21 protein-coding genes, 1 tRNA gene and 2 pseudogenes are annotated in these 25,423 nt (G+C 64.2%); 8 read left to right on the plus strand and 16 right to left on the minus strand.

What is annotated here, in order from left to right; all coding sequences use genetic code 11:
• Positions 1 to 78: 78 nt before the first annotated feature.
• The 4 genes from greA to V9F06_10545 form a co-directional block, all read right to left on the minus strand.
• The gene (greA, locus tag V9F06_10530) at positions 79 to 549 is read right to left on the minus strand and encodes a transcription elongation factor GreA (GenBank protein MEI2618040.1); all 471 of its coding nucleotides are present in this window, start codon (positions 547 to 549) and stop codon (positions 79 to 81) included.
• A gap of 79 nt (positions 550 to 628) precedes the next feature.
• A tRNA-Val gene (locus V9F06_10535) sits at positions 629 to 702 on the minus strand.
• Between the two features lie 54 nt (positions 703 to 756).
• Entirely contained in the window at positions 757 to 2,499 is a 1,743-nt protein-coding gene (locus V9F06_10540; protein MEI2618041.1) for a M28 family peptidase, read from the minus strand.
• 23 nt (positions 2,500 to 2,522) lie between these two features.
• A complete protein-coding gene (locus V9F06_10545; GenBank protein MEI2618042.1) occupies positions 2,523 to 2,903 on the minus strand; it encodes a RidA family protein in 381 nt (126 codons plus the stop codon).
• Between the two features lie 170 nt (positions 2,904 to 3,073).
• Between V9F06_10545 and V9F06_10550 the strand changes: the two genes are divergently transcribed.
• The 5 genes from V9F06_10550 to V9F06_10570 all read left to right on the plus strand — a co-directional run bounded on the left by V9F06_10550 (position 3,074) and on the right by V9F06_10570 (position 9,460).
• Positions 3,074 to 4,090, plus strand: coding sequence for a glycosyltransferase family 2 protein (locus V9F06_10550; protein ID MEI2618043.1), 1,017 nt, complete (start codon positions 3,074 to 3,076; stop codon positions 4,088 to 4,090).
• Positions 4,091 to 4,203: 113 nt separating this feature from the next.
• Positions 4,204 to 6,423, plus strand: coding sequence for a peptidoglycan binding domain-containing protein (locus tag V9F06_10555; protein ID MEI2618044.1), 2,220 nt, complete (start codon positions 4,204 to 4,206; stop codon positions 6,421 to 6,423).
• Between the two features lie 20 nt (positions 6,424 to 6,443).
• Positions 6,444 to 7,550, plus strand: coding sequence for a zinc-dependent metalloprotease (locus V9F06_10560; GenBank protein ID MEI2618045.1), 1,107 nt, complete (start codon positions 6,444 to 6,446; stop codon positions 7,548 to 7,550).
• Positions 7,551 to 7,701: 151 nt separating this feature from the next.
• A complete protein-coding gene (locus V9F06_10565) occupies positions 7,702 to 8,844 on the plus strand; it encodes a DNA double-strand break repair nuclease NurA (protein ID MEI2618046.1) in 1,143 nt (380 codons plus the stop codon).
• Positions 8,837 to 9,460: a hypothetical protein gene (locus V9F06_10570; protein ID MEI2618047.1), complete on the plus strand. Its 624-nt coding sequence runs from the start codon at positions 8,837 to 8,839 to the stop codon at positions 9,458 to 9,460. Before V9F06_10565 ends, V9F06_10570 begins: the two co-directional genes overlap by 8 nt.
• 8 nt (positions 9,461 to 9,468) lie before the next feature.
• On the opposite strand, the gene purH is transcribed toward V9F06_10570, so the two are convergent.
• The 5 genes and pseudogenes from purH to V9F06_10595 form a co-directional block, all read right to left on the minus strand.
• Positions 9,469 to 11,004, minus strand: a complete 1,536-nt coding sequence (gene purH / locus V9F06_10575) for a bifunctional phosphoribosylaminoimidazolecarboxamide formyltransferase/IMP cyclohydrolase (protein ID MEI2618048.1) — start codon at positions 11,002 to 11,004, stop codon at positions 9,469 to 9,471.
• 33 nt (positions 11,005 to 11,037) lie between these two features.
• Complete coding sequence (locus V9F06_10580; GenBank protein MEI2618049.1) at positions 11,038 to 11,640, minus strand: HD domain-containing protein; 603 nt, start codon at positions 11,638 to 11,640, stop codon at positions 11,038 to 11,040.
• Positions 11,637 to 12,713, minus strand: coding sequence for a phosphoribosylformylglycinamidine cyclo-ligase (gene purM, locus V9F06_10585; GenBank protein MEI2618050.1), 1,077 nt, complete (start codon positions 12,711 to 12,713; stop codon positions 11,637 to 11,639). Before purM ends, V9F06_10580 begins: the two co-directional genes overlap by 4 nt.
• Before the next feature lie 95 nt (positions 12,714 to 12,808).
• Positions 12,809 to 14,107 (minus strand): GTPase HflX, encoded by a 1,299-nt coding sequence (gene hflX / locus V9F06_10590; GenBank protein ID MEI2618051.1) that lies wholly within the window; start codon positions 14,105 to 14,107, stop codon positions 12,809 to 12,811.
• A gap of 118 nt (positions 14,108 to 14,225) precedes the next feature.
• A pseudogene (locus tag V9F06_10595) lies at positions 14,226 to 15,341 on the minus strand (lyase family protein).
• Positions 15,342 to 15,824: 483 nt separating this feature from the next.
• Here V9F06_10595 and V9F06_10600 point away from each other — a divergent pair.
• Both V9F06_10600 and V9F06_10605 read left to right on the plus strand, forming a co-directional pair.
• A complete protein-coding gene (locus tag V9F06_10600; GenBank protein ID MEI2618052.1) occupies positions 15,825 to 16,493 on the plus strand; it encodes a hypothetical protein in 669 nt (222 codons plus the stop codon).
• Positions 16,417 to 17,112, plus strand: a complete 696-nt coding sequence (locus V9F06_10605; GenBank protein ID MEI2618053.1) for a DUF362 domain-containing protein — start codon at positions 16,417 to 16,419, stop codon at positions 17,110 to 17,112. The genes V9F06_10600 and V9F06_10605 overlap by 77 nt, the downstream gene beginning before the upstream one ends.
• A gap of 69 nt (positions 17,113 to 17,181) precedes the next feature.
• On the opposite strand, the gene V9F06_10610 is transcribed toward V9F06_10605, so the two are convergent.
• The 4 genes and pseudogenes from V9F06_10610 to V9F06_10625 all read right to left on the minus strand — a co-directional run bounded on the left by V9F06_10610 (position 17,182) and on the right by V9F06_10625 (position 21,898).
• Positions 17,182 to 17,958 carry a lysophospholipid acyltransferase family protein gene (locus tag V9F06_10610; GenBank protein MEI2618054.1) on the minus strand — a complete coding sequence of 259 codons (777 nt, stop codon included), beginning with the start codon at positions 17,956 to 17,958 and terminating at the stop codon, positions 17,182 to 17,184.
• Positions 17,955 to 20,003 carry a (d)CMP kinase gene (cmk, locus tag V9F06_10615; protein ID MEI2618055.1) on the minus strand — a complete coding sequence of 683 codons (2,049 nt, stop codon included), beginning with the start codon at positions 20,001 to 20,003 and terminating at the stop codon, positions 17,955 to 17,957. Before cmk ends, V9F06_10610 begins: the two co-directional genes overlap by 4 nt.
• A 103-nt stretch (positions 20,004 to 20,106) precedes the next feature.
• Positions 20,107 to 20,718 (minus strand): annotated as a pseudogene (locus V9F06_10620) (pseudouridine synthase).
• A gap of 25 nt (positions 20,719 to 20,743) precedes the next feature.
• Entirely contained in the window at positions 20,744 to 21,898 is a 1,155-nt protein-coding gene (locus V9F06_10625) for a D-alanyl-D-alanine carboxypeptidase (GenBank protein ID MEI2618056.1), read from the minus strand.
• A gap of 136 nt (positions 21,899 to 22,034) precedes the next feature.
• On the opposite strand from V9F06_10625, the gene hisC reads away from it, so the two are divergent.
• Complete coding sequence (gene hisC, locus V9F06_10630) at positions 22,035 to 23,138, plus strand: histidinol-phosphate transaminase (GenBank protein MEI2618057.1); 1,104 nt, start codon at positions 22,035 to 22,037, stop codon at positions 23,136 to 23,138.
• A gap of 25 nt (positions 23,139 to 23,163) precedes the next feature.
• Here the strand turns inward: hisC and rph are convergent, their stop codons facing one another.
• From rph to V9F06_10645, 3 genes are read right to left on the minus strand one after another with little or no spacing between them, the layout of a single operon-like run.
• Positions 23,164 to 23,910 (minus strand): ribonuclease PH, encoded by a 747-nt coding sequence (gene rph, locus V9F06_10635; GenBank protein ID MEI2618058.1) that lies wholly within the window; start codon positions 23,908 to 23,910, stop codon positions 23,164 to 23,166.
• Positions 23,907 to 25,256 carry a replication-associated recombination protein A gene (locus V9F06_10640; GenBank protein MEI2618059.1) on the minus strand — a complete coding sequence of 450 codons (1,350 nt, stop codon included), beginning with the start codon at positions 25,254 to 25,256 and terminating at the stop codon, positions 23,907 to 23,909. Before V9F06_10640 ends, rph begins: the two co-directional genes overlap by 4 nt.
• On the minus strand, positions 25,231 to 25,410 hold the full coding sequence (locus V9F06_10645; protein ID MEI2618060.1) for a hypothetical protein: 180 nt from the start codon (positions 25,408 to 25,410) through the stop codon (positions 25,231 to 25,233). Before V9F06_10645 ends, V9F06_10640 begins: the two co-directional genes overlap by 26 nt.
• Positions 25,411 to 25,423: the final 13 nt, after the last annotated feature.

Genomic DNA, 25,423 nt, shown 5'->3' on the forward strand with positions numbered 1-25,423 from the left:
GTTGCGCGCGTGAAACGACCGCGAGCCTGTGCGCGGGCCCGCGGTCGATACTCATCCCAATTCGTGGGCCATGAGGCCCTACTGAACGGACTTGATGAGATAGACGGTTTGCCCGCCGGGCGCGGAGACGATAACGCTATCGCCGGCGTGTTTACCGAGGAGGGCTGCCCCGACCGGTGAGACATCCGAGATTCGTCCCTGCCGGGGATTGGTCTCCTGCGGACCGACAATCGTCCAGGTCTCTTCAACGCCTTCATCATCGACGAGTGTCACGATCGACCCGAACCCGACCGCTCCAGGCGCGCCAGCGCGCTCGACGATTTCCGCGGTTGCCAGAAACTGGTCAATCTCGCGAATACGAGAGTCAAGCTGAACCAGCTCTTCCTTGACATCCTCGTACTCACTGTTGTCAGAAACGTCACCGTCCGCCGAAAGCTCCTGAATTCGCGCCAGAAGCTGAGGTCGCTTGACAGAGCGCAACAGATCGCGCTCGCCTTCGAGATCGACCTTACCCGCCGGTGTCAGCTTGGCCCGCTCATCTGTTGCCATGGCGTCTTTACTCCCCCGACTTCGCGCCCGCGAAGCAGTCAGAAGATACAATAAACGGCCGCAGATGCGGCCGCCGAAGTGGGCACGACTGGGCTCGAACCAGTGACCTCACGGATGTGAACCGTGCGCTCTGACCAACTGAGCTACGCGCCCGTAGACTGTGGCGCGATTATATCACGCCACAGTGCTATCGATTTCAGCCTGGTCTCAGCTCGTTACGCCACTCAGCGCGCTCGTGGCGGCGCGAACAGCATGACGGATACGATTAATCGAGCGACGTAGAGCGTGCGACGAGCCCCAGAGCTCATCATCGCTCATCTCGACCAGCGGACGATGTGGACGCAACGCCGGAAGTGATTCCGCGCCGAGCGCGAGATCGTGGCCGAACTCACCACTCAACGTGTAATTCGCCGGAACCAGCGCTTTCGTCGCTGCAAGAATCGCGGCGCTGATCCGCGCAGCCTGGTCGGACGTGATCTCGCCGGCCGCGAGTGTCGCGACTGCGTCCGCGGCCTTTCGCGCCTCAGTGAGGTCAGCGATCAGCGCATCGAAGCCAGGATCGTCAGCATCGCTGCCCCGCGGTAGCGATGCCCAGAGCGGCACGATCTCCTGCAGCGACCGCGCCATCTCGTCGATGGCTGCGCCGGCGGACAGCGGCAGAACGGCGTCGGTAACCAGCCGGCCGACCGTCTCGACGTAGACACGAGTGTCCCGGACAAGGTAGTCCGCGTCGATCTTGTCCAGCGTATCGTCGGTTGTGTGCCACCACCAACCGAGCCCGCCGCCTCGTGCCGTCGTGCCTCCCAGAAGGAATGCCTGGTCGGCCGTCATCTCGTTGACTTCCCCCTGCTGGGACATTGACATGTAGAAGGACGAGAGACCGACTCCCCAGAACGATTGGTCGCCAGCTCGCCCGAATCGCTTGTACTCCAGCGACTGATCCACCTGTCGCCCGATGATCTCGCGCGCCAACGGGTAGCTTTCGGCCATCGTGTTCGAGCCGGTCAGGTCGGTCGCGCCAATCCCGCCGGTTGAGTCGACGTTGACGTGGGCGACGCAGCGCTCCCGAAGATCGAACCAGAATCGGTCAGCGAACCAGGTCGAGCCGGCGTACCGTGCGTGTGAATGGCCGGACCAGAACGCGAATCGCGCGCCCCGGGTGAGCTCTCCCCGGTGTGCCGCGAGAATTCGAGCCGTCTCAATCATCGTCGCGTTCGCGCTCGCGTTATCCATCGCGCCGTAGTGCCACGAATCGACATGGCCACTGAACATCACATAGTCGCGGCCATCAACATCGAGATCGGCAATAAGGACCGGGATCGGCCTCCAACCAGTATCTACCTCGGTCCAGACCCGCGCTCGTCCCTTCCCGGTCTGGAGCCGCTTCTTGAGTCGCTCCCCGGCCTCCGTGTCGATCGAGAGCATCGGCACCGTCGGAACACGGTCAAACCGGTCGGGCGTCGGCGATCCCCATATCGGCGACACGATCATCTCGTGGACGTGGTCGCCGGAGATATTCACGACTGCCAGCACACCGGCTCGGGTCGCTGCGTCCGCCTTGCCCGGAGTCGCCAATCCGTCGGTCAGGACGATCTTCCCGCGAGCGCCCGCGGCAGCAAGATCACCATCCTCGCCGCGGCCGGCATAGACGATCTCACCGACAACGCCGTTTTCGCCGGTGCTCGTCCCGAAAGCGTGCGTTATGCACGGGCTCAGTAGCTGGTCATCAACGACGAGCGATCCGCTGACTGGTAAGCTCACCAGGCAGGTCGGCTCGTAGAACGTGGTCCGCAACCCAGCCGTCTGGAGCGTCTCGGATACGTAGTCGAATGCCTTGCGTTCGTCATCGCTCCCCGACAGACGAACCCACTGGGCTATCGCCGCGGTGTCATGCATGAGCCGATCAGCGGAGACCTCGTCGATCCACATGCCCGGCGTTGGCTTCGTCATACCGTTTCATTCCTCAAGATCTGCTAGTCGCACTCCGCAACGCACTCAACCTCGACGAGAGCGCCGGCCGGGAGCCGGGCTACCTGGACGGTCGACCGAGCCGGCTTCGCGTCCCCGAAATGATGAGCGTAAATCCCGTTGAACGCGGCGAAGTCGTCGAGGTTCGCCAGGAAGCAGGTCGTCTTGACGACACGGTCCAGAGACGAGCCGGCCGCCGCGAGGACCGCCTTCAGGTTCTCCATCACCCGTTCGGTCTGCGCTTCGATCTCACCGTCGACGAGCTTCCCCGTCGCAGGATCCAGCGGGATCTGGCCAGCGGTGAACACGTAGTTCCCGGTCTTGACGGCCTGAGAGTATGGCCCGATGGCGCCTGGCGCCTTGTCCGTTGCAACGATCGTCCCCACAGGTCTCTCCTCTACGTTCGATTCAGTCCATGCATCACGCCGGCCACTCCGGCGCGTGCCTCGGGTGCCTTCTACCACTCGCGTCGTCCGCGGTCAACGGCGCGCCCGATGATGCAGCCCTCCGTTACACTTCGCGTCATGAATTGGATCTCCGTTCCGGCACGAACGATATGACGCGCGTCACCGTCGTGATCGTCAATTACAACGGTGGCGAGACTTTGCTCCGTTGTCTCTCGGCGTTGGTCCAACAGACCAGCCGGCCCGACATCATCGTTGTCGACAACGCCTCTGCGGACGATTCACTCGCACAGATCGCACGACAGCATCCGGCAGTCCAGGTCGTACCGTTACGGCGAAACAGCGGGTTCGCTCGTGGATTCAACATCGGTGTCAGCCGGATTGATGCGGACGATGGGATTGTCGTTGCGCTGAACCCGGACACGCTGCCGAGCGCCGATTTCATCGAGCGGCTTACGGCCCCGTTCGCGAACCAGCCGAAGGTCGGCTCGGTGGCCGGCACACTGACATTTTCATCCAATCCGAAGATCATCGCCTCGGCAGGTATCGTCGTGCACCGAAACGGCGTTGCGCTCGACGCGCGTGTCGGGGAAGCGCTGGGTAGTCTGCCGGCCGTCGAATCGCAGCCTGTGTTCGGGCCGTCCGGCGGCGCGGCGGCCTACCGTTTGCGGGTGTTTCGAGAGGTCGGCGGCTTCTGTGAGCCGTTCTTCCTCTATCTGGAGGATGTCGATCTGGCGTGGCGGATGCGGTTCGCCGGCCACGAATCGGTGTGGGTTCCTGCCGCCAAGGCACGACACGACTATTCCGCGTCGGCCGGCGAAGGGTCCGCGCTAAAGCGCCGACTCATTGCGCGAAACCGTATCTGGACTCTGGTTCGCTGTTTACCTGTCGAGATCTGGCGGCGGGACCGTGCGGCGATCCTGACGACCGATGCGCTTGCTTCGACTTACGGCTTGGCGACGCTCGACCCGGCGCTATGGGGCAGGTTAGCAGCGCTGCCGCTGTTGGCGCCGAGGCTGAGAGAGCGATGCGTCATTCAAGGACAGGCGCGAGTCAGTTGGGAGGCGATCGACCAATGGCTCCAGCCGCCGGTTTCTCCGCGACGGCTTCGCGAGTTACGGCAGTTGACAGGCAACCTTGCCAATCAGTCAACTCATGACAAGCGCTAGTGGGATCGCGTAGACTGTACGTACGCTATCTCTTCGTAACCATGTGTGACGAGTAGAATTTTAGCGAATGACCTTTACGCCGAATCGACGCAGGAAGGCGTACGCGCACCCAGATGTCAGCACTTGCACGACCAACCAACGAAATCGCCCGAACCCCGGCCGAACCCAGGATCCCGCGACACATCGCCTCGGCGGTGTTGATCCTCGCCGCCACGATCTGCGTGATAGCGATCGTCGCCGGGGGATCCCTGCTGGCCTATGGCCGTCTTCAGCATGGGAACTCGATCTTCAACGGGGTCGGCGCTGCCGGCCTCGACCTGAGCGGCAAGAGCCAGTCCGAAGCGGCAGCGCTTCTCGCTGCCCGGTTCGACGACTACGCGGCGCGACCGCTGTCCTTTCAGGCGGACGGCCATAGCTTTACTGCCACCCCCGCTGAGTTGGGCGCGACGTTCGACGCCGATGCAACAGCGTCCCGAGCATTCGCGTTCGGGCGTCACCAGTCCCTCTGGCAGGAATCACGCAACTGGATTGATGCCATCTTTGGCGGTCACCAGGTCGCGCCTGTCGTTCGCCTCGATCCTGCCCGTTTCACCGCGACGTTCGACCAGAACGCGCGTGTCGCTGCTAGTCCGCCCCGTGACGCTTCGTTCGTCCAGCGGAGCGACGGCTCGATCGCCATCGATCCTGGGGCATCTGGCCTGGAGATCGATGTCGAGGCGACCTACCAGCTCGTCGGAGAGCGCCTCACAACCCTCTCAGGCCGCCCGATCGACGTTGTGACAACCACGATCCCTCAGCAAGTTGCCGGCGATCGACTGACGTCGGCCCTTGCGGATGCATCTGCCCTGGCGGGACACCCGCTCGCGCTGGTTCTGCATGACACGACGTGGCAGATCCCCGCCGCAGATCTCTTCCAGATGCTCTCGGTGTCCGACGACGGCGCCGGTGTTCATGTCGCCATCGATCGCGCGCTGCTTGGTCGCTCGATTGCGACGCTCGAGTCTGCGGTGTTCGCGCCGGGGATCGACGCGACGCTCCGGAACGACTCCGGTTCGTTCACGGTCACTCCTGCCGTTGCTGGGCAGCGACTCGATATCGTTGCGTCGACCGACGCGGCTATCGCCACGCTTCAGGCCGGCAAGACCGAGACGCAGCTCGTCACCCTGCCCGTTGCCGCCAACATCACCGACGACGAAGTGATCGCCGCGAAGACCAAGGCGGAGGCGCTCGTAGCCAAGCCGGTAACCCTGACCTGGGACGGCGGAACACTCGACCTGAAGTCCGAGCAGCTCGCAGCCGCTATACAGTTCGACGCAAACGCCGGACGCACGCCGTCCGTTGCTGTCTCGCTCGACAGCAATCTCATCGGGAAGTTTCTATCTCCTGTCGCGGAGAAAGTCCGGGTTGCGGGCAAGAACGCCGATCTGCGCTGGATCAATGGGCAGGTCGAGGTGCGAGCGCCGGAGAAGAATGGCCGCGAGCTTGATTCCGATGCAACCGTGGCGGCAATTCTCTCAGGCGTCCGTGCCGGTTCGCTGCAGGTTGCCGTCGTAACGAAGGACGTCGCGCCACAGATGACGGCGGCGATGGCCGGAAGCGTCCAGATTCGGGATCTCCTCACATCGTCGGCGACCGAGTACGGCTCATCGGCGCCCGCTCGGTTCCACAACGTCGAGCTTGCTGCCAGCCGGGTAAACGGCGCGCTGGTGCCACCCGGTGGAACGTTTTCGTTCAACGACGCAGTCGGCCCTGTCACGTACGACAGCGGATACCAGACCGGTTACGGCATCTTGATCACGAACGGCAGTATCTCCACCGTCCCATCGGTGGGCGGCGGCATCTGCCAGGTCGCGACGACGGTGTTCCAGTCCGTCTTCTGGGCAGGGATGCCAGTCCAGGAGCGCTCGTGGCACCTGTACTGGATCCCGCGGTATGGCCAACCCCCGAGCGGGATGAAGGGGCTGGACGCTACCGTCGACCCGGACTACGCACTCGACTTCAAGTTCCGCAACGCCAGTGACAACTGGCTGGCCGTCAAGTCGTCCTATGACGGCTCAATGCTACGCTTCGAGCTCTGGGGCACTCAGACCGGCTGGCAGGTATCCGCCGAGCAGCCGGTGATCACCGACATCGTCCCGGCAACCCAGGAGATGCACTACGAGGAATCAGCCGAGCTTCCCCGCGGCACAAGCGTATACGTCGAGCACGCCGAGGACGGATTCAACGCGGCTATCCATCGGGTCGTCACGAAGGACGGCCAGGTTATCGACGACATGATCTTCCGTAGCAACTACGCGCCCGCCCGGAACACGACGCTCGTCGGCACCGGCTAGGGCGGCCGAGAGGACACTCTATGCCGAGCAGATCGAAGATCGATCCGCGAATTCTCGTTGCCGGGCTGCTGACCGGCGCGGTCGTCGGTGTCTGGGCCGGCCGCCGCGCCCAGGATCACATCCCCCAGGCCACCGGCGCGCCTGGCTCGATCAACTGGGATCGCGCTCGCTCTGTCGCCATCTCGATGAATCGCGAGTCGCTGCTGACCGAGCATGAGCGACGCCGCCTGGACAGCGAGTATCACGACCTCGTCCAGCAGACGATCCCCCTTGTCGCCGACTTTACCGGCGCCAGCCTCCCATTCCCACTTGACAAGATCTACACATTCGACCGGGTCGACTGGATCGAGGCGAACCTTCGGTCGTTCCAGCACATGTTCGAGCCGATCGAGCGCCTGAATCTGCTCGGAGGGTCAGATTCTTCCCGGCCGGCGAACGCTGTCTGGAACGGGTTGAACCAGACCGTTGTCAGCTCCGAGCTCGGACTACTGCTTGGCTATCTCGCCCGCCGGGTTCTCGGTCAGTACGACCTTGCCCTGCTGGGCCGCGAGCCCCTGACAGAGAGCGGCAAGCTCTACTTTGTCCAGCCAAACATTCGCAATCTGGAGACAAGCCTCCACGTGCCTCCGCAGCAATTCCGGCTCTGGCTGGCGCTCCACGAGACGACGCATGCCTTCGAGTTCGAGGGCCACCCGTGGGTCCGCGAACATATGAATGACATGATCGACGAGTATTTCGATTTTCTGACACAGGATGTCGAATATCTGAAGCGCGGAGTTGCCGGGATGCGAGCCATCTGGCAGCGCTCCCACAACAGCGACGACAAGGCGACTGGTTCCTGGATCGAGATGGTGATGACGCCGGATCAGCGCCGTCTTTTCGCCCGGATGCAGGCGACGATGGCGGTAATCGAAGGTTATTCGAACTACGTGATGAACGCTGTCGGCCGAAAGTTGATGCCCGACTACGCGCTGATCGCGCGGCGATTCGAGCTGCGACAGATACAACGCTCTCCTGCCGAGCAGCTTCGTCAGGCTGACCGGCCTCGATACGAAGCTGGAGCAATATCGGCTCGGCGAACGGTTCATCGACGAGATCGCCCTCATCGCCGGCCGAGCCACGGTTGAGCGCCTCTGGGAAGGACCCGCGATGCTACCGACACTCGCCGAGCTCCGTGCCCCGCATGACTGGCTCGTGCGTATCGACTCTCCCGCTGGCGCCGGCGGCGCTGTGTCGTGACACTCGATCTCGCCACAATCGCCGAACGAATCTCGCTACTTGTCGGATCTCTCGACCCGGAGCGGGACCGCGACCGCTTCGACGCGCTCGACCGCGCATGGGCAGAAGCGGATAGCGCCGAGATTACAGCGCGACTGGCACACGGGAAACCGGGCTTTCTCGTCGCGAGGACGAACGGGCCAGCTCCAGGCAACCCACCCGCTTCCGGCTATTCCCTTCGACTATAGCGTCGCCGCAACCGACGGCTCGCTGATCGCCCCGGATCGGCACAGCCCAGTCCGCTTCTACCTGTTGAACATCGGCAAGGTGCGCCTGGAGTATGGCTCATCGCCCGCCGCGGAGCTGACAAACGAGCCAGATCTCCGATTTGAGGAGCGCGACCTGTTTGTGCCCGACGAAGTCCAACGCATCCCGGTCAACGAGAGCATCCTCGGTGTCAAGCGCGCGTGCGCCGAGCTGCACGCGGCAGTTGACTTGCTCGACCCGACCGGCACTGTCGTCGCGCTCCAGGACGGCACGCTCATCCTCTGGGCAACCGACTCGTTGCACGATGCGGTTCGCGACTGGGCGGTCGCCGAATTCGTCGCAGCGCTGCGGCTGTTTCGCGACCGGGGGGTGCCACTCGCAAGCTACGTGTCGGCGCCGGGCTCCGCAGACGTCATGAACGCGCTCCGAGTGTCGCTGTGCGATTATCCACAACGCGGCTGGCCGGTCGATTGTGTTGACTGCCGCACGCGGATCCTCAGCGAGAGTCATACGCCCGTGTGCGACATCCTTCCTTCGGTAACCGACCGCTACCTGTTCGACCGCGTGGCGTGCCTTCGTGATGGTGAGCGTTCGGCCCTCTTCGATTCAGCGTCGAAGATCCTCACTAAGTACGACGACGACCTCCGCATCCAGTTCTTCTTTCTGAACGTCGGAACCGAAATCGCTCGCGTAGAGATTCCGCGCTGGGTTGGCGACAGTCCAGAACTTCTGGATCGCGTCCACGCCGTCATCTACGATCAGGCGCAAAAAGGGCGGGGATACCCGGTGGCACTGCAGGAGGCTCACGAGATGGCAGTGATCAGCACGTCGGATCGGCGACTGGTGGAGGAGTTGATCGAGCGTCAGCTCGCCGGCCTGGGAATTGTCATGACGTGGAGCGGGAAGAGCGGGAGCAAGCGTGGCCGTTTTGTCTGATCGAAGTGCGTCACCCTGCAACGAGCGGCTCGGCGAGATCATCGAGACGGCAACTACTGGCTTCACCGCCGAAAGTGACCAGCTTCATCTGCTGCCAGATCTCGGCGCGCTCGTCCGCGTCGGCGGGCGTTCGCCACAGCCTGCGTATTACGGCGTCGTCGCCTTCGGCGAGACCGGAGGCCTCGACGCGAGCCGGCGTGCCGTCCGACGCGGCGGCACGAACATCCAGGACGAAGAGGTCTACCAGCACCACCCGGAGCTTGAGCACGTCCTGCGAACGGTCTTCTCCGTCACCGTTGTTGGCTACGCGGCCGGCGTCAACTACCAGCACATGTTGCCGGCCCAGCCAGCGCCGCTGCACTACAGCGTCCATCCATGCCAACGGCATGAGGTGGCTGCGTTCTGCGCGAACCCTCGTTACCTGCCGATGCTGTTGTCGGCGTCCGGCGATCTGCTGCCCGAGATGCTGGTTGCCAGTCATCTCCGCTGGGTCGACACGACGCTAGCAGACGACCATGCCTGGCTGGCTGAGGCAACCCGCCGACTCGCCCGACTCATGAAGCGCGACTACGACCGCTTCGTCACCATCGCGCAAGCCGTCGCGCCGGACATCTGATCGGCGCGTCAGTGCCGGAAATGCCGTCGTCCGGCCAACATCATGGTCATTCCGCGCGCCTCGGCAACGGCGGTGGTCTCCGCGTCGCGAACCGATCCACCCGGCTGAACGATAGCGACGACGCCCGCATCGGCCGCGGCCTCGACGCCATCGGGAAATGGGAAGAACGCATCGCTGGCAAGCACACATCCGGAAGCTCGCTCGCCGGCCACCTTCGCGGCAATCCGGACGCTCTCGACCCGATTCGGCTGCCCGGCCCCGACTCCGGCTATCATCCCCGGCTGCGCCATCACGATCGCGTTCGACTTGACCCACTTTACAGCGCGCCAGGCGAACGCAAGCGTCTCCAGCTCCTCGGCGCTCGGCCGACGTGTCGTTACGCAATGCCATGCGCTAGTATCCAGATCGACGCTGTCCGGCTCCTGCGCCAGGAGCCCGCCTGGGATTGAGCGGTACTCGAGGCCACCAACCGGCGCGACGTTGCGGACGGTGATAACCCGCAGATTCTTCCGCTTCAGGAGGCTCGCCAGCGCGGCGTCCTCGTAGCCTGGCGCGATGACGATATCGAAGCGGTGCTTGCCGATCGCGCCCACCATCGCGGAGGTGACCACCCGGTTGACGGCGCAGATACCGCCGAACGCTGACACAGGATCCCCGGCGAGCGCTCTATGATACGCCTCTACCTGGTCATCGCTTGCGCCGACGCCACATGGGAGTGTGTGTTTGACAATCACAACGGTCTGGCCGGCAAAGTCCTGGGCACAGCCCCAGGCCGCCGTTGCGTCAAGGTAATTGTTGTACGACATCTCTCGATCGTCGTGGACATGCCACGACCCGACGCCAACCACCGGTCCGGGCGCCAGCAGTTTATAAACTGCCGCCCGCTGGTGGGGATTCTCACCATAGCGCACGTTGTGCAGTAGCTCTCCGCCGATCGCGAGCCGATGCGGAAATTCATGGTCGTCGACACGCAGGTACTGCGCGACGAGACTGTCGTACGCTGCAACATGGCCGAACGCCTTGGCCGCCAGCCGCCGTCGCGTCTCGGCGCTGACGGAGGCTGTGCCAACGGACTCGATCTCGGCGAGCACCGCGTCGTAATCGGTCGGATCTACCAGAACGATGACGCCGGCATGGTTCTTCGCTGCCGCCCGAACCATCGCCGGCCCGCCGATATCGATATGTTCGATCGCCACCTCGTCGCTCACCTCGGCGTCTGCAACGACTTCGGAGAACGGGTAGAGATTCGAGACGAGTACGTCGATTGGTGTGATGCCATGGTCAGCAAGCGTCATCATGTGCGCTGGGTCATCCCGCCGCGCCAGCAACCCGCCGTGGATCGCCGGATGCAGCGTCTTGACCCGCCCCTCGAGAATCTCCGGGAAGCCAGTGACCTCCGATACCTCCCGGACAGCAAGCCCGGCATCGGCGATTGTCCGCGCCGTCCCGCCTGTTGACAGGATCTCGAACCCAAGCGCAGCCAATCGTCGCGCGAGATCGACCACCCCGGCCTTATCCCAGACACTGATCAGCGCTCTTGACATCCGCTTCAACTCCCTTTCAGACAACCCCCGGACTCACTGCGCAACGACAACATCGGTTCGCAGATCCAGCCCGGCGAGCGTTCGCAACGATGCCGCCGCCGTCCGCAACCGGTCGCGCTCGATCGCCGGCTCCTCGCTTGCATGGGCAACAATCGTCAGCGCGCCACCAGTCTGGTCCACTGTCACCGATTCGACCAGGCCAAGGTGGCTTGCGTCGAGTGCGGCAGCCAGCCTGACGATGCCGACCAGCCGGCGAACCCGACGTTGGTCGTCGAAATCGAGATCCTGAAACCCTGCGTGCTCGATGCTCGGCGCGGTAACGCCGTGATAGCGAGCGGCGAGCGCGGCCAGGATTCTGTCATCCGGCCGGCCGAGCGGCAGCGACAACTCACGGATCACGTCGAACGACTTGCGGTGATGGTCGCGTCCGCCCCGCGTGTACCCGACATCGTGAAGATACGCCGCGACAATCGCGATGTCGCGATCGCTCGGGTCAAGACCCATCGGTCCGGCGAGGCCGTCGAACAACGTGCTCGCGTACGCTGCGCAGCGCTGAGCATGATCCTCGTCGGGTTGATCGACTCGAATCTGCGCCAGGAGCGCCGAGACGGATGAATCGCGGTCAGAGCTGCTCATTCGCCCGGACTCCGCTGAAGGCCGCTGTGCAATATCCGGCAACCCGGGACACCGTGTCGCACACGTCCAATCTCGACCGCATCCGGCACGAGCCGCACTGCCTCGGCGACATCCTCCGGCCGTACTGCAACAACGTAGCCGATCCCCATGTTGAATGCGCGGAAGCACTCGTCGACAGCAATGTGCCCCATCTCAGCGATGTAGTCGAACAGCGGCGGAGGGGTCCACGCCGTGGCGTCAATCTCGGCCGCCAGCCCATCAGGCATCACGCGGGCAACGTTGCCGGGGAGGCCCCCGCCAGTGATATGCGCCATGCCTCTGGCCAGGCCAGACTGAACCAGCGCGCGCGTCTCAGCGAGATACGATCGGTGTGGGCGCAGCAATGCCTCGGCAAGGGTCGATGTCATATCAAACGGCGCCGGCCCGGCAAGCCGCTCTCTCGATATCTCATCGTGAGCAATGCCGAGCGCCGCGCGGACGAGCGAGTAGCCATTGGTATGCAGGCCATCGCTCGGGAACCCGAGCAGCACGTCCCCGATCGCAACCGCGCTCCCATCGACGATCTTCGCCTCATCGACGAGCCCGACAATCGCGCCGACAAGATCGAAGTCGCCGTCCCGGTACAACCCCGGCATCTCCGCGGTCTCGCCGCCAACCAGGGCAACGCCGAGGCCGGCGCACGCTCTGGCGATTCCGCCGATGACGGTCAACGCATCATCCGGGTCGAGCTTGCCCGTCCCGTAGTAATCAAGGAAGAAGAGCGGTTCCGCGCCGCAGGCAGCAATATCGTTAACACAATGGTTGACCAGGTCGGCGCCGATATCGTCAAGTTGGCCGGCGATAGAAGCAACCAGCAACTTCGTTCCGACTCCGTCGATGCTCGACACCAGCGTTGCGCCTGGGTATTGCGCGCCGAGGCGGTAGAAGCCGCCAAAGTGCCCCAGCCCGCCGATCACATTCGGATGCGGCCGCCCATCACCGATCCCGCGCAGGCCGGCAACAACAGCGTCTCCGGCCTCGATGTCGACCCCGGCATCGCGATAGCTGATCGACACGCCCGCCTCGCGCTCCACGCACATGCTCCTTCGCTAGGTCACTTTCGTGGCGACGCGCCCCGACCCGCCGGCCCGGATTATAGTCAGCACGGTCATCTGGCGGCGGCCACGGATCAGATCTCGCTCGCGGTTGGTGTCCGTGTGCCCTGTCTGGCCCGACTATCGGACGGATGGAGAAACGGCTCGTAGCGGGGCAGCAATCGACGCGGAAGCATTCCGGTCAAGTGCGTGCCGGACTCGTCGAACGTCGACTCATCGACACGCCCCGCGCGGTGGAACAGATTCACCAGTTCCGCTCGCTCAAACGGAATGGACACGCGCACCTGCTCCAGCCCCTGTGACTCGCCAATCGCCTCGCCGATCCGTTCCAGCAATAGATCGATCCCAATCCCACGTTCGGCGGAGATCGGAACGAAATCACCGGGAAGCCCGAGCGACTCAGCCAATGCGCCAGGGTCGATCGTGGATTCGATCAGATCGATCTTGTTCAGCGCCGTCACCACGGGCTTCCCGAGCACGTCCAGCTCAGCGAGGATCTCGCGAACCGTTTCGGCCTGTTCTGGAGCGTCCGGATGGGCGATATCCACAACGTGCAGGAGCACAGCCGCCTCGGAGATCTCCTCCAGCGTCGCCCGAAATGCCGCAATCAGCGTCGTCGGCAGATGATTGATGAATCCAACGGTGTCGGTCAGCAGCACCGGCCGGCCGTTCGGCAATGTGATCCGTCTCGTCGTCGGGTCGAGCGTGGCAAAGAGCTGATCCTCGGACAGCACGCCCGCGTTCGTCATCTGGTTCAGTAGCGTCGATTTCCCTGCATTGGTGTACCCGACGATCGCGATCACCGGGATGTTATTCCGTCTCCGATTGCTTCGGTAGAGCTCGCGGTGACGATGCACGTCGGACAGTTCGGCCTTGATCAGCGCGATCCGACTACGGGCCAGCCGCCGGTCCGTCTCAAGCTGAGTCTCGCCCGGGCCGCGAAGACCGACGCCGCCCACCGCCTGACGCTCAAGGTGCGTCCACATCCGTGTCAACCGAGGCAGCCGGTACTCAAGCTGAGCCAGCTCAACCTGAAGCCGACCTTCGTGGGTCTGCGCTCGCTTGGCAAAGATATCGAGGATGAGCGCGGTCCGGTCGATGATCTTGACCTGAAGCCGCTCCTCGACCGTGCGCAGCTGACTCGGCGACAGCTCATCGTCGAAGATCACAACATCAGCGTGCAGCTCGCCGATCGCTTCCGCGATCTCTTCGAGCTTGCCCTTGCCAACGTAGGAATGCGGATGTGGGTGCGATAGCTTCTGCGTCACCGTCCCGACGACATCGAGGCCGGCCGTCTCGGACAATCGCGCGAGCTCTTCCAGGGAGGATTGCGCGGCCCAATCGTCTTTGTGGTAATCGACGCTGACGAGCAACGCTCGTTCGATCGGAGTTCTCGTCGGGAATGGTCCACGTTCAGCTATGTGATTCTCCTGTCAACTTCAGTTGCCAACGCGCGGAGACCGCGACGCTTTCACTCATTCTATCAGTCAGCTATTCACGCACTTCGCGGCTCAAGGCGCCGGCAGGATCCGCCACGAGGTCCCGACAACGCGCGTCGAGTCGTCCCCTGGCTGCGGCGAGCATCTCGACTCGCTCGCGCCACCAGCCTCGATCGTGGTTGACACTGAATGTCGCCCGGTCGAGTTGCGCAGTCACCGCCGCGGGAGCTGGCCCGCCCGGCGCATCTCGCCGTTCGATAAACCGCTTCGGTGACAGGCACTTGGCCAGCATCTCCGGCTCGATGCCGACCTCGCGCCCGACTTCTCGCAAGGCGACCTCGTCAATGAACTCACTCGTCAACGTCGAGGCTTCGCCGCCGGATTCCGTCCACTCCAGCACGACACGCTCGGCCAGCGACCGCGCCTGATTGGCCGGGAACCGGAAGTCGATCGCGAGGAGATCGGCTAACTCCGAGCTGGTCGAAAAGCCACGGTGCGAACGGTGCGCGACCATCGCCCTGTGGATCGCGAGCGTCGAAAGAACCCGCGCCAGCAGCCGATACGTAGCCGCGGCATCGCGAAGCAAATCGACGACGGTAGTTGTTGCGGCCAATCGCGAGGTCATCGTCCCCAGCATCTGCCGGCCTAGCAGCTGTGATGTCAGTAATTGCGGCATCGCGGCCTGCGTTGCGAACGACACGCGGAGATGTTCCAGCACGAGTGGATCGCGCCGCTGAGGCTGAATGCGGACGTGATGGATGTATTCGTCACCCGGCACGATCAACCCGACATCGTCCCGCGCCCAGTAGTTCAGGTCGCTGACGAGTCGGCTGAGCTCAACCGCCACTCCCGCCACGATTGCCGGCGCCTCGGTGAGATCATCGGTGGCGGCAATAGCGTCGAATGTGTTGTCGATGACCCCGTCGAAACCCAACCAGTCCGCCGTGCGTTGGCGGCGAACGGGCATCGCGGTGGACATTCCCGAGACTGCTCCCAGTGGCGAGCGGTTTACCCGCGCATACACCTCGGAGAGTCGCGTCGTCGCCCGGGCCAGTGGCCCGATCTGGCCCACCAGGTAATGCCCTAGCGACGTCGGCTGGACCACCTGGCCATGCTCGGTAGCGAGCACCAGTGTCGTCAGATGCTGGCCGGCGAGGTCGCCAATTGCTGTGCGAAGATCGAAGCATCGCTGCCGTCAGATCGAGGATCTCCTGGCGCACCGCCATCCGTGTGGCCGCGACGAGCCGCTCCTCGGCACTCTGTCCCAACGTCACCTCCGCGGAAGTCGCCGTCTCGATCCGCCCCTCAAGGCTGCTCAGCGGCAGATCAAACGACTCACTCCCCGCTGGAAGGGGCTCCGCCAGCCGAGCTAGCGACCGCCCCGCGACGGCTGGCTCGATCACGCGCTGTTCCGCCAGATGAACGACGTGCGCTCGATAGATGTCGATCACTGCCGCGCCGACGAGCGCCTCGGCCCGCGACGCCTCCGGCAGGAGGACCTCGCGGGTATAGTCACCGTCCGGAAACTCCCTTCGCGGCGTCGCTGATTTCCGACGAATACCGGCCAATGGATTCTGACTCACCACTCTCGCCCTGCCTTTGACAACCATTCCGTTGCCTTAATGCTACATCCCGCCTGTGCATGCGGCGTATGGTTCTGTACCATGAGTGGGTGGATCGGGCTATAGCCTCCGGTCTCCGCATGCAAGAGAAAGCGACAAGCGATATGACTGCCTACGACTTCCCGGGCAAGGGGAAGGTCGCCGTCCTCAAGACCCAGCCCGAGACGATCCTCGACGACATCGGTCAGGTAATGAAGATGGCCGGCTATGAGGAGGCGCTCGACAAGACCCTCGACACTCTACTGAAGATCAACATTTCCTGGCAGACATGGTATCCAGCCTGCTCGACAGCCCCCTGGCAGCTCGAAGGAGCCATCCGCCAACTTCGGGCCGACGGCTACCAGCGTCTGATCGGCGCCCACAACAAGACCGTCGTCGTCGACGCCTACGTCGGAGAAAAGAACAACAAGCACAAGTACGTTGTTGACAAGTACGACGTCGAGAACGTCCACCTCTACGAACCAGAGGTCGAGTGGGTCGTCTACAAACCCAAGGGCGAGATGATGGTCCTGCCCGACATCTATCCCGAGGGCATCCGCATCCCCAAGATGTTCATGGGAAAGAACATGATCCAGCTCCCCAACCGTGAAGACCCATGTCTTCACGACGATCACTGGCGCAATGAAGAATGCCTTCGGCGGGCTGCTCTCCGATCGACGTCACTGGACCCACTCCGTCATCGACGAGACGCTGGTTGACCTGTTGACGATCCAGCGCGAGATTCACCCCGGGCTATTTGCGGTGATGGATGGCACCTTCGCTGGCGACGGTCCGGGCCCGCGCGCAATGCGAGTCCACGAGAAGGACATCATTCTGGCCAGCGCTGACCAGGTGGCGATCGACGCGATCTCGGCGAAGATCCAGGGATTCAACCCGCTGGATCTCGAGTTCATCCGCTACGCCCACGAGCGCGGCCTCGGGGTTGGCGACCCGAAGGACATCGAGATCGTCGGTTACGACATCTCGGCCGAGGACTGGGGCTTCATCCAGGAAGACACTTTTGCCTCGAAAGGTCAGAAGCTGATCTATCACGGGCCGCTCAAGCGCTACGAGAAGGCGCTGCTGCAGTCACCAATCGTGCCGTGGAGCTACTTCGCCTCGAACTTCTACCATAACGTGTACTGGTATCCGGTCGTCGGCCGAAAGCGCGTCAAGGACGCGCTCGACACCAAGTGGGGCCAGATGTTCCAGTCCTACGACGATGGCAAGGTCGTTCTACCGGGCCCAGAGCCAATCTCGACCGCGATCGCCGCGGGCGGGGCGGTTGCCGCGGCAGCCGGCCTGCTGCTCGCCGGCAAGTCGCTGCTCAAGAAGTAGAAACATCATGCCAGTATGACGACGGGGCGCCGAATACGGCGCTCCGTCGTCATGCAGCCCCCCGGCATTTCACGATGACGTAATGGGTACGCTTGTATCCCGGACGGCCGTCAGCCCCCGGTGGACTGCCGGGTGCGACTGTGCGGCCCTGTCAGCGTAGACGCCCTGATACTCCGCGGGAAGCATCCGTGCCAGCTCGATCATCATTGCGTCGGTGAGCTCGTCGAAACGATACCGTCCCCCCTCGGGCCTCTCGACAGACAATGAGAACGGTTCGCCGAAATGCGTCGTCACTCGGGGCCAGCGCCAGGTGCGCGTTCGCGTGTGGCGGTCCCCACTTAGCGGGAGATCCTCGTTGCCGATCATGATGCACGGGACGACCATGGCCCCCGAGCGCACAACCACCAGGCCAGCGCCGGCGCGGCCGGCCACCAGCGCCCCGGTCGCCGAGCGGGTCCCTTCCGGATAGACCCCCACGAGCATGCCTTCGGTCACCAGCCGCTGCGCGCGTTGGAGCGACTTCCTGTCGGCGGTGCCACGCTTCACCGGAAACGCTCCCGCCTGGCGCGCAAACCAGCGCAAGACCGGAAACGCCATGACCTGCTCCTTCGCCATGAAGAGAATCGGACGCGGGCATGCGGCATCGAGCAGGATGGGATCGAACCAGCCGAGATGATTGCAGATCACGATTGCGCCACCGCTGCGCGGAACGTTCTCTGTCCCGCTGATCTGGAATCGGATCAGGACCCGCAAAATCGGAAGCAGGATCGCGCGAGCCAGAAGAAACAGCCCGTGCTTGAATCTCCGTATCGGTGACAGGTTGTTATCGAACAGCGGATCGATCATGGACGCTTCCCGGTCTCAAGCCGCACAGTGGCCACGTCAACGATACGGGCGATCACCTCCTCGGTAGTGAGTGGGTCAGTGTCGATCACGATCGAGTCGTCGGCCGGCCGCAACGGCGCAACATCCCGCGCCGAGTCGATAGCATCCCGATGGCACAGATCTGCCAGGATCTGATCCAGATCCTGTCCCTTGGATGTCCCACGGAACTGCTCGAAGCGGCGTCGCGCGCGTTCTTCCACAGACGCGACAAGGAAGATCTTCACCTCGGCGCCGGGCAACACAACGGTTCCGATGTCACGCCCCACCATCACCACACGCCCCGAACGCCCGATCCGTCGCTGTGGCTCAAGAAGCGCCTGACGCACTGCGGGCAGCGCCGACACCAACGACACAGCTCGGTCCACTTCGCCCGAACGCAACTCCCAGGTGACATCCTGCCCGTTCAGAAGAATGTCGCTCTGTCGCCCATCATCGAGAGATGGTCGCTGGATGCTGACGTTCAGATCGGCAGCCAGACGCGCGAGAGCTGGCTCGTCGGCCGGGTCGATCCCGCGCTGGATCGCTTCGAGTGTCAGCGCCCGGTAAAGAATGCCAGTGTCGAAGTAGACCGCGCCGAGCCGCGCGGCAACTTGCTCACCGACCGTGCTCTTCCCCACTGCCGCCGGGCCGTCGATTGCGACCGTGAACTGGTGGCTTTCGTGTTCGCCGTCGTGGCCCACCGATCCCCCTTCGATCGCGCTCTGGTCGTTGTCGACCGGTTTCGTCGCGCCGCTGCTGTTGCGGACCGCCCGGGCGGGCATCGTCGCGTCGCGGCCCACCCTGTCGCGGCGGACCATCTCGCCGGTCGGGTCGTGGACCGCGCGGGCGATCGTCGTCCCGCTGCGGAGGACGCGGGCCGCGCGGCCGGCCGTCTTCCCACCGCTGCGGTGGTGGGCCGCCTGGGCGGGCATCGTCGCGTCGCGGCCCACCCTGTCGCTGCGGGCCATCCCGCCGGTCGGGTCGTGGACCCCGCGGGCGATCGTCGTCCCGCTGCGGAGGACGCGGGCCGCGCGGCCGGCCGTCTTCCCACCGCTGCGGTGGTGGGCCGCCTGGGCGGGCATCGTCGCGTCGCGGCCCACCCTGTCGCTGCGGGCCATCCCGCCGGTCGGGTCGTGGACCCCGCGGGCGATCGTCGCTCCGCTGCGGAGGACGCGGGCCGCGCGGCCGGCCATCCTCCCACCGCTGCTGTTGCGGACTGCCCGGGCGCGCATCGTCGCGTCGTGGCCCACCTTGTCGCGGCGGACCATCTCGCCGGTCGGGTCGTGGGCCTCGCGGGCGATCGTCGTCCCGCTGCGGAGGACGCGGGCCACGCGGCCGGCCGTCCTCCCGCCGCTGCTGTTGCGGACCGCCGGGACGCGCATCGTCGCGTCGTGGCCCGCCCGGTCGCGGCGGAGCGTCCCGCCGGTCGGGTCGCGGACCGCGCGGGCGATCGTCGTCCCGCTGCGGAGGACGCGGGCCGCGCGGCCGGCCATCTTCCCACCGCTGCTGTTGCGGGCTGCCCGGGCGCGCATCGTCGCGTCGTGGCCCACCTTGTCGCGGCGGACCATCTCGCCGGTCGGGTCGCGGACCGCGCGGGCGATCGTCGTCCCGCTGCGGAGGACGCGGGCCGCGCGGCCGGCCGTCTTCCCACCGCTGCGGTGGTGGGCCGCCGGGACGCGCATCGTCGCGTCGCGGCCCGCCCGGTCGCGGCGGGCCATCCCGCCGGTCGGGTCGTGGGCCTCGCGGGCGATCGTCGTCCCGCTGCGGAGGACGCGGGCCGCGCGGCCGACCATCTTCCCACCGCTGCGGTGGTGGGCCAACTGGACGCGCATCGTCGCGTCGTGGCCCGCGGTCGTCTCCGTCCGGCCGGCTGGTCGGTCCCGAACCACTTCGTCCGGGTCCGCCCGTCGGCTGGCGGTATGGACGCGGAGCACCATCGACCGAAGGTCGACCCGAGGGCGGTGGTTCGCCTCGCGACTCGGGCCGCTTCCGCCGCGGATCGTGCCGCTGAGCGTCCATGTCCTCATCGGTGATACGAAGCGCCTCGCGAAGCTGGATCAGTTCACCCTCGCGAAGATCACGCCAATAGCCGCGCGGAATGTCGCCGAGCTGAAGTGGACCGATCCGGGTGCGCACGAGCTGGAGAACTGGATAGCCGACCTCCTCGAACATGCGTCGGACAATCCGGTTGCGCCCTTCGTGAAGGACGATCCGGACAACGGTCCCATCCTCGACGTTCTTGATCGGGCGGACCGACTCCGGTTGCGCGCGCTCACCATCGACAAGTATTCCTCGTCGCAAGCGATCGAGCACTGCCGGTGGCGGATGTCCATCCAGCTGCGCCTCGTATTCCTTGTCGATCTCGAAGCTCGGATGCATGACGCGATGCGCCACGAGCCCGTCGTTCGTTAGCAACAACAGACCCTCGGTCTGCCGGTCCAACCGCCCGACAGGCACGACTCGCTCCCCAACCTGGACGAGATCCATCACCGTATGTCGCCCGCGTTCATCGTCCGTCGTGGTGATGTAACCCTTGGGCTTGTTGAGCAGAATGTAGCGCAGGCGTGGACTCGGGATAATCATCCCGTCCACCTCGATCTTCTGGGCCGATGGGTCGACCTGAGTCCCGAGCTCGGTAACCACCTTGCCGTCGACTCGCACGCGCCCGGCAACAATCATCTCTTCGGCCCGACGGCGCGACGCGACGCCCGCTGCGGCCAGAACGCGCTGCAGCCGTTCCATCAATTACCAATCCTCCCGGCGACGATCAGGCCGCCCGTCCTATCTGGGACACCGTTGCGGCGCCACCCACCGAGTATACGGGGAGCCGCGCAACAACCCGACCATTGGTTGTGAATTCGACGATCCCCAGCCAGGGCGTTGCTGGATCTGTGTCGCGCTCCAGCTCCCAGGTCAATCCGTCGAACTGGCTGGCGGTCATCAACACAGTCCGCCGGATCATGAACCGCAATCCCTCGGAGGCCAGTGCTGCGCTGGCGCCTGCCGAGCTCGTGCCTTGCCCGATGGCAGCCCAATGGTAGTTCGCGTCGATGGTGCTCATCAGTTGCAGGGTGTCAGCATAGCGGTCGCTACTGCCGAGAACGACAGTGATGATCCGGTTGTCGCCCCGCCAAAAGCCCGCGACCAGACATTGGCCGGCCACCTCCTCGGTGCCCGTCTTGACACCGAACACGTCGTCACGCCCGATGAGCTGATTGGAGCTGTGAACCTCCCACGAACGCGCATTCGGCCCGCCCGCGACGAGTGTCGCCGATTCCGACGCGACGATCCGTGACAGCAACCGATCACCCAACACCGCCTCGGTCGCTCTGACGAGATCCCGGGCCGATGCGTAGTTGTTGACGGGGTCATCCATTCCGACCGGATTTGAGAAGTGGGAGTGCGTCATGCCGTGCGACTGCGCGAATGCGTTCATCTCCGAGACAAACCTGCCGACCGGATCTGCTGATGCTGGATCGAGCTTCAATCCTCCTGCCCGAGCCAGTGCCAGCGCGGCGTCCCCTCCCGAGGGAAGCAGAAGCCCGAAGAGGAGGTCATGAACGGACACGATATCCCCCTCCATCAGGCCGGCGGTCGAATAGACTGTCGGATCGAGCAGATCGCTGCTCTGGATCGACACCTGGGTATCCGTCGGCAGAATCGCGCTGACGACGGCTGCCGTCACGATCTTCGCCGTGCTGGCCGGGGGGAGGCTGACATCCGCGTTGTGGGCGTAAAGCTCGATCCCCGTCGTCAGGTCGACTGCAATCGCGCCGGCCGCCGTAAGCCCGGCGTCGGCGACCAGCGCTGGCCGAACCGACTCGGCAGGCGAGACAGCAGCGACAGGCTGCCCGACCGTAGCGGTCGGAGCAAACAACATGACCACGACAAGAAACGCGATGATACGGCGAAATTGAGCCAAGCACTGATCCCGATCACCTGACGCGCGATTCGTCTGATCGCCAAGTATAGGAAACTGCCGTCGCCATGTTGCCCATGGCCGCCGATCGGGGGTACGCTTCGGCGCAGTCCAGCAGAGAGGGGATGTCTTCACCGCTATGACCGTGCCACCCGCCCAGCGCTCTCACATCCGCCCAGGGATCAGGAGCCTCAGCCCCTACGAACCGATCGAATCACCTCAGGACCTCGCCAAACGGCTCGGGATGCCGCTCGATCACATCGTCAAGCTTGATGCGAACGAGAACCCGTACGGCTGCTCATTACGCGTGCAGGAGGCGCTGGCGGAATTCGATCGCTACAACGTCTACCCCGACGCGCAGGCCCGCCGCACTCGCGAACGAGTCGCGACCTACGCAGGTGTCTCCGCCGACAATATCATCCTCAGCAACGGGTCGGATGAGCTGCTCGACATGATCCTGCTGACGACGCTGGAGGTCGGCGGCGAGGTAATCGTGCCAGAGCCGACGTATGGCCTGTATTGCGCTCGAGTCGAGCTTTTCGGCGGGCATATCGTCCAGGTTCCGCGGACAGAATCGTTCGACCTCGATATCGATGCGATACTGGCCGCAGTGTCCGACCGGACCAGCCTGATCGTGATCGCGAATCCGAATAACCCGACCGGCAATCTCGCTACGACGCAGCAGATCGTCCGGCTTCTCCACACCGGCGCGCTCGTCGTCGTTGATGAAGCGTACTTCGAGTTTTGCGGCAAGACGATCATGCCGTTGACCGGCGAGTTCGACAATCTGATTGTCCTGAGGACCTTCTCGACATGGGCCGGGTTGGCCGGGTTAAGGTTCGGCTATGGCGTCTTGCCGCAGCACATCAGCGAGCAGATCTGGAAGGTGCGGCTGCAGCACAACGTCAATATCGCCGCGCTCATCGCCGCTGAGGTGTCGCTCGATGATGTCGACTACCTCTACACAACGATCGAACGTATCCGCGCCGAACGAGGACGATTGATCCGCCAACTGCGTCGGCAAGACCTGCTAGCGCCGTGCCCAAGCCAGGCCAACTTCCTGCTGTGTCGCGTCACTCGGGGCGACGCGCACGACATCCATCTGCGGCTTGCTGACCGCGGGGTAATGATTCGGTCCTATCGCGACCCCGTGCTGAGTGGCTATCTGCGTATCAGCGTCGGCCGGCCAGACGACACTACTCGACTGATCACTGCGCTCAAGAACATCAGCACCCGCATCTGATCGGCACACCGATTCGCGCCGACGCTCAAGCCAACTGCGTCGAGCCACCATCTACGTCGAGCGCCGAACGCTGGAGCCCGACCAGCTTCTGAATCGCGACGCCGGCCACGTCGAGCATCTGATCGGTTTGAGCACGGGTGAACGGCCGTCCCTCGGCTGAGCCCTGAATCTCGATCAGCTCGCCGGCAGCGTTCATCACGACGTTACAGTCGACCGCCGCCCGAGCATCCTCGCCGTAGTCGAGATCCACACGGATGTCCCCGCCGACGATCCCGACGCTCACTGCCGCGATCGGCATCGTGATCGGACTCGCCTGAAGCTGTCGCGTCACGACCAGCCGTCGACAAGCCAGCGCCAGTGCCACGAACCCACCGGTAATCGCCGCCGTTCGAGTCCCACCGTCTGCCTGCTGGACGACACAATCGATCGTGATTGTTCGTTCGCCCAGTCGGCGCAGATCGACCCCTGCGCGGAGTGACCGCCCGATCAGCCGCGAGATCTCCTGGCTACGTCCTGAATTCAACGACCGGTCCCACGAGATCCGCGTTGTCGTCGAGCGGGGCAACATCGCGTATTCCGCGGTCACCCACCCCTGGCGCTTGCCCTCCAGGAAAGCCGGCACTCGATCCTCGATCGACGCGGTGCACCAGATCACCGTTTCGCCGAAGGAGATCGATGCCGAGCCCTCAGCATGCCGCGCAACACTGGCCTGTATCTGCACCGGTCGAAGCTCGTCATTGTCGCGTCCAACCCTCGGCCTGCCTGCGCTCATCGCTCCTGCTCCCGTCGTTCCTCGACCAGCGACAGGATGCTGGCCTTTCGTTGCGCCAGCCGCGCCTCGAAGCCACGATCTGTCGGGTGGTAGTATTCTCGTCCTGCCAGATTCTCCGGCAAGTGCCCCTGTGCCGAAACACCGGCTGCGAGATCGTGCGCGTACTCATACCCCTTGCCGTAGCCCAGACCCCGCATCAGACCGGTCACCGCGTTACGCAGGTGGAGTGGCACCGGGTCGTTCCGCGTCCCGGCGACATCCTCTCGCGCAGCTCCGTACGCGCGATACAGTGAATTGCTCTTCGGCGCCAGCGCGAGGTAGACGGTGACTTCAGCCAGGGCGAGCGCTCCTTCCGGCATGCCGATGAAGTGGACCGCCTGCTGGGCCGCCATTGCCAGCACGAGCGCCTGTGGGTCTGCAAGTCCGACGTCTTCGCTCGCCACTCGCACGAGCCGCCGCGCCAGATAGAGCGCGTCCTCACCGCTCTCGAGCATCCGAGCCAGCCAGTAGATCGACGCGTCAGCGTCGGAGTCGCGGATCGACTTGTGCAGTGCCGAGATTGTGTCGAAATGTGATTCTCCGGCGCGGTCGTAGATCGCAGCCCGTCGCTGGGCGGCATCGAGCACCAACTGCCTGGTGATCGCCATCGCGGGTGGATCGACCGCGACACTGGCCATCTCGAGCGTGTTCAATGCGAAGCGCGCGTCCCCGTTCGCCATGTTCACGAGGGTGTCGAGGGCATCCTCCGCGATCGTCAATCCCTCCTCACCAAGCCCCTGCACCGGATCAGAGAGCGCTCGCCGCACGATCTCGCGGATATCGCTGTCGGTCAGTGACGTAAGCACGACGACACGCGATCGCGAGAGCAATGGCGCGTTCACCTCGAATGAGGGGTTTTCGGTCGTCGCCCCGACCAGGATGACAGTGCCATCCTCAACATAGGGCAAGATCGCATCTTGCTGGGCCTTGTTGAACCGGTGAATCTCGTCAATGAACAGCAGCGTCCGCTGACCGTTCATCCCCAGCCTGTTGGCTGCGTCCCGCACCGCCGCCCGCAAGTCCGCAACTCCGGACGACACTGCCGACACCGCGATGAAGTGCGCGCGTGTCTGAGTGGCGATCAACTGGGCCAGTGTTGTCTTCCCGACGCCGGGAGGCCCCCAAAGGATGATCGACGACAGCCGGTCGCGCTCAATCGCCCGACGAAGCACACTGCCCGGCCCCAGCACTGCCTGTTGGCCGACGAACTCATCCAGCGTCCGCGGGCGCATCCGCGCCGCGAGCGGACCTCGCTGGCGAAGTTGGGCCAACCGGTTCGCCTCAAAGAGATCCATCGTCGAACTCATCGTCCGATTCGCTGGCGAGATCCTCTTCGAGCGACGCGATCCGCTGGTCGAGGTCAGAGAGGCTGTGGACGTCAAGCTCGCTCATGTCCTCGCGAAGCTCCTCCAGCCGGTCAAGCAGCACCATCTTGTCGTAGATCGAATCGTTTCTGCTCATCCTTGGTCCTGTC

The sequence above is a fragment of the Thermomicrobiales bacterium genome (assembly GCA_037045155.1).
In the GTDB taxonomy this organism is placed as follows: Bacteria; Chloroflexota; Chloroflexia; order Thermomicrobiales; family CFX8; genus JAMLIA01.